The sequence below is a fragment of the Halomonas cerina genome (assembly GCF_014192215.1).
GTDB lineage: Bacteria > Pseudomonadota > Gammaproteobacteria > Pseudomonadales > Halomonadaceae > Halomonas > Halomonas cerina.
The window spans coordinates 1-3,846 of record NZ_JACHXP010000042.1 but is presented as its reverse complement, the minus strand read 5'-3'; the positions used below and the strand labels follow the sequence as shown (position 1 = coordinate 3,846).

Annotated in this window: 4 protein-coding genes; 1 reads left to right on the top strand and 3 read right to left on the bottom strand. The window is 60.6% G+C overall.

Features of this window, described 5'->3' with window-relative positions; translation table 11 throughout:
• From FHR94_RS19280 to FHR94_RS19270, 3 genes are all read right to left on the bottom strand, one after another.
• Positions 1 to 137 (bottom strand): CoA-transferase (locus FHR94_RS19280; protein WP_281376097.1); only part of this gene is annotated, 137 nt, incomplete at its 3' end.
• Between the two features lie 54 nt (positions 138 to 191).
• Entirely contained in the window at positions 192 to 1,490 is a 1,299-nt protein-coding gene (locus FHR94_RS19275) for an NAD(P)/FAD-dependent oxidoreductase (RefSeq protein WP_183328366.1), read from the bottom strand.
• A gap of 127 nt (positions 1,491 to 1,617) precedes the next feature.
• A complete protein-coding gene (locus tag FHR94_RS19270) occupies positions 1,618 to 2,451 on the bottom strand; it encodes a 3-oxoadipate:acetyl-CoA acetyltransferase (RefSeq protein WP_183328364.1) in 834 nt (277 codons plus the stop codon).
• 734 nt (positions 2,452 to 3,185) lie between these two features.
• Here FHR94_RS19270 and FHR94_RS19265 point away from each other — a divergent pair.
• Positions 3,186 to 3,846: malic enzyme-like NAD(P)-binding protein (locus FHR94_RS19265; protein ID WP_281376096.1), on the top strand; the 661-nt coding region annotated here is incomplete at its 3' end.

Here is a 3,846-nt window from a genome sequence, read left to right as displayed (position 1 = left end):
CCACGACGCTTGATCTCGGCGATCAGGTTCTCGGGGATACCGCAGAGTCCGAAACCGCCGGCGATCACGGTCATGCCGCTCTCGATGCCGTCCATTGCCTCTTCGTAGGAAGTCACACGCTTGTCGAATCCGGACATAGTGGCGCCTCGTCTTGGGTTGAGTGGGTTTCAGGGAAAAAAGGGTTGTGCAGTTCAGTGCAGCTTCATGCGTGGCTTGAGGAAGAAATTGAGCCCGTCGACGACCACCATCAGGACCGTCTTGAGCGTGCCGTGAATGGCGCGTTGATGCATGCGATACAGCGACGCATAGAAGAACTTCGCCAGGTGGCCCTCGAGGAAGAGGCTGCGTGCAGAGGCCCCGCGCATCAGGCTGCCCACGGCATCGAAATGGGCAAGCGAGATCAGCGAGCCACGATCCCGATATATGAAGGGCTTCAACGGCTTGCCCTCCAGCCGGGCACATAGGTTGCGGGAGAGAAGCAGGGCCTGCTGGTGGGCGGATTGGGCTCGGGGCGGCACCGCGGAGCCATCCTCCTGAGGGCAGCTGGCACAATCACCGAAGACGAAGATATTCGGATCATCCAAGCTCTGAAGGGTGGAATACACCTTGATGCGATGGTTGGACTCGGTGGATAGGCCCAGGGTCGACAGAATTTCTGGTGCCTTGATGCCGGCGGCCCAGACACAGAGGTCGGTCTCGATGCGCGTGCCGTCCTGGGTGACGACCACGCCCTCCTCCACGCCGGTGACCCGGGTACCGACATGCAATTCGACGCCTAGCCTGGTCAGCTCGATGGTCACCGCCTTGCGGATGCGTTCGGGAAGCACCGGCAGGATATCCGTGGCGGCCTCGATCAGATGAACCTCCAGCTGGCTGCTTTCCAGGGAGGTGAAGCCATAGCTGTTGAGCATTCGCGAGGCATCATAGAGCTCGGCGGCCAACTCCACGCCGGTGGCACCGGCACCGACGATGCCCACCGTCAATCGCGAGAGATGTTGCTGCTCGGGGTCGCTGAACCGCAGGAAGGTGTTGAGCATGTCATGCCGGAAGGCCTCCGCCTGGACGGGACTGTCGAGAAAGTGACAGTACCCGGTTACGCCTGGCGTCCCGAAGTCATTGCTGACACTGCCCAGGGACAGCACCAGCACATCATAGTCCAGGGTGCGCGAGGGCAGGACTTCTACGCCGTTTACATCGAGGACAGGGGCCAAGCTGAGCTGGTGGTTTTCACGATCCAGCCCGGACAGGGTCCCGAGCTGGAAGCGATAGCCGTTGATGCCGGCATGGCCCTGGTAGGACACCTCATCGAGGCCGGAGTCCAGGGCACCCGTCGCGACCTCATGCAAGAGGGGCTTCCAGATGTGGGTGGGGTTACGATCGACCAACACGATCTCTGCCTTGCTGCGTCGACCCAGCTTGCGGCCCAGGCGACTGACCAGTTCAAGCCCGCCGGCGCCGCCGCCGACCACCACAATCCTTTCCATGCCCATGCAAGACTCCTCGGTAGTGTCGCGACCCTAGGGGTCGAGTCTGGCCTGTCCCCGACAGTCGAGGCCTTGTGCAAGGCCCGACTGGGACGGTGCGGATGAATCCATTGTCGACGTTGATCGCTGGCTGTTATCTGTCCCGGCGCAGTCCCAGGATATCCCGGGCCTGCTGCCAGGTAGCGATCGGACGCTCATATTTCTCGCACAGCGCCACCGTCCGCTGGACCAGGGCGGCATTGCAAGGCGCCAGGGTTTCGCGGTCGAGGCGCATGTTGTCCTCCAGCCCGGTTCGGGTATGACCGCCGGCGGCGATGGACCATTCGTTCAGGACGATCTGGTTGGGCCCGATCCCTGCGCCACACCACTGGGCATCCGGTGCCAATCGATTTAGCGTCTCGATATAGAAATTGAAGGTCGGCTTGTCGACCGGCATGGCGTTCTTGACACCCATGACGAACTGGACATAGAGAGGAGCCTTCAACTTACCCTTTTTGGACAGGGCCACCGCTTGGTGGATATGGGAGAGATCGAAGGCCTCGATTTCCGGCTTGATGTCGTAGGTCAGCATTTCCTCGGCAAGCCAATCCACCAAGTCCGGTGGGTTCTCATAGACCCGGGTCGGGAAATTGTTGGAACCCACCGAGAGGCTTGCCATGTCGGGCTTCAGCGGCAGCATGCCGCCACGATCCTTACCGGCCCCCGAACGCCCACCCGTGGAGAGCTGGATGATCATGCCAGGGCAATGCGTCTTGAGACCCTCCATCAGCCTGGCGAAACGCTCAGGATCCGAGGTTGGCGTCTGGTCATCGTTGCGCACATGGCAGTGGGCGATGCTGGCACCGGCCTCGAAGGCGGCCTGGGTGCTTTCGATCTGTTCTTCGATGGTGGTGGGCAGGGCTGGGTTGTTTTCCTTGCGCGGCACACTGCCGGTGATGGCCACACAGATGATGCAGGGGTTGGACATGACGACGTGCCTCCAGGCATTAGCCGATTTTCCTCGACAAACAGGCAACCGGATTGATTGTTGAAACCAAGTACATCGCATTGGAAGGTGGGATGTCCAACAGTTGAAAGAGCAAGATAACCAGATTGGTCATTTTTTAAAGGAAGGTGGCTTGTTCCGAAGCCGGGGGCAGTCGCAAGCTTAATAACCAGCTTGCACATAGCGCATTTCTAAAAACAAATGCTAGAAAAAATGAAAACATTATCATGTTTAAAAAGAGTGCGCTGACATTATAAGTTATTCATTATTTCAACGACTTATGCCTGTGAAGAAGGCCCCTGCCGGATCGGCATCATCCAGAATAATGTCGACGTTGACAGCTACCAGGCCCCCTCAAGCAGGCACCTCGCCGCTGAATAACCGGCCCCGATCGTCCCCACCAGCGTTCTGCCGAAAAGGCTTACGATTTTTCTCACTGTCGCCACGACGCCGACGCCGACGCCGACGCCGACGCCGACGCCGACGCCATCGCTGTATCGCCGAAAGGACCTTGCTGGGCTTTTCACCATCCTGCTTCAAGCAGCTCAAAAAGTGGTTTTGAAGGGAGCTCTTATACTACCTTTAGGCTCATCGAGCCGAGCCCGGCGGAAAGGGTGTTGTGACTCCGCCTGTGGAAGCCGGCCTGGCAGCAGTTCAAGAATGCGATCGGCAAAGCGGTCATCCACGCCGCTTTCGCCGTGAGTGAGGTAAAGCACATGGCAGACGATTTACGTGACAGCGCCTTGAAGTACCATCGATTCCCCCGCCCCGGTAAGTTGGCGATCCACGCGATCAAGCCCATGGCCAGCCAGCGGGACCTGTCGCTGGCCTATTCGCCCGGGGTGGCCGCGGCCTGCGAGGAGATCGAACGCGATCCCCTGCAGGCGGCCGAGTACACCGCCCGCGGCAATCTGGTGGCCGTGGTCAGCAACGGCACGGCGGTGCTGGGGCTGGGGGCCATCGGGGCCCTGGCCTCCAAACCGGTCATGGAAGGCAAGGCCGTGCTGTTCAAGAAGTTCGCCGACGTGGACGTATTCGACATCGAGATCGAGGAGCGCGACCCGGACAAGTTGATCGAGATCGTCGCCGGCCTGGAGGCCACCTTCGGCGGCATCAATCTGGAAGACATCAAGGCGCCGGAGTGCTTCGAGATCGAGCGGCGCCTGCGCGAGCGGATGAAGATCCCGGTCTTCCACGACGATCAGCACGGTACCGCCATCGTCTCGGCGGCCGCCCTGCTCAACGGCCTGCGGGTGGTGGACAAGCAGCTCGCCGACATCCACCTGGTTTGCAACGGCGCGGGCTCCGCGGCCCTGGCCTGTCTGGACCTGGCGGTGTCCCTGGGGGTCCGCCAGGACAACATCCTGGTGTGCGACC

Excerpts from the sequence above, each read along its gene's own strand:
- FHR94_RS19270 (WP_183328364.1), bottom strand. The coding sequence starts at position 2,451 with ATGTCCAACCCCTGCATCATCTGTGTGGCCATCACCGGCAGTGTGCCG.
- FHR94_RS19275 (WP_183328366.1), bottom strand. The coding sequence starts at position 1,490 with ATGGGCATGGAAAGGATTGTGGTGGTCGGCGGCGGCGCCGGCGGGCTT.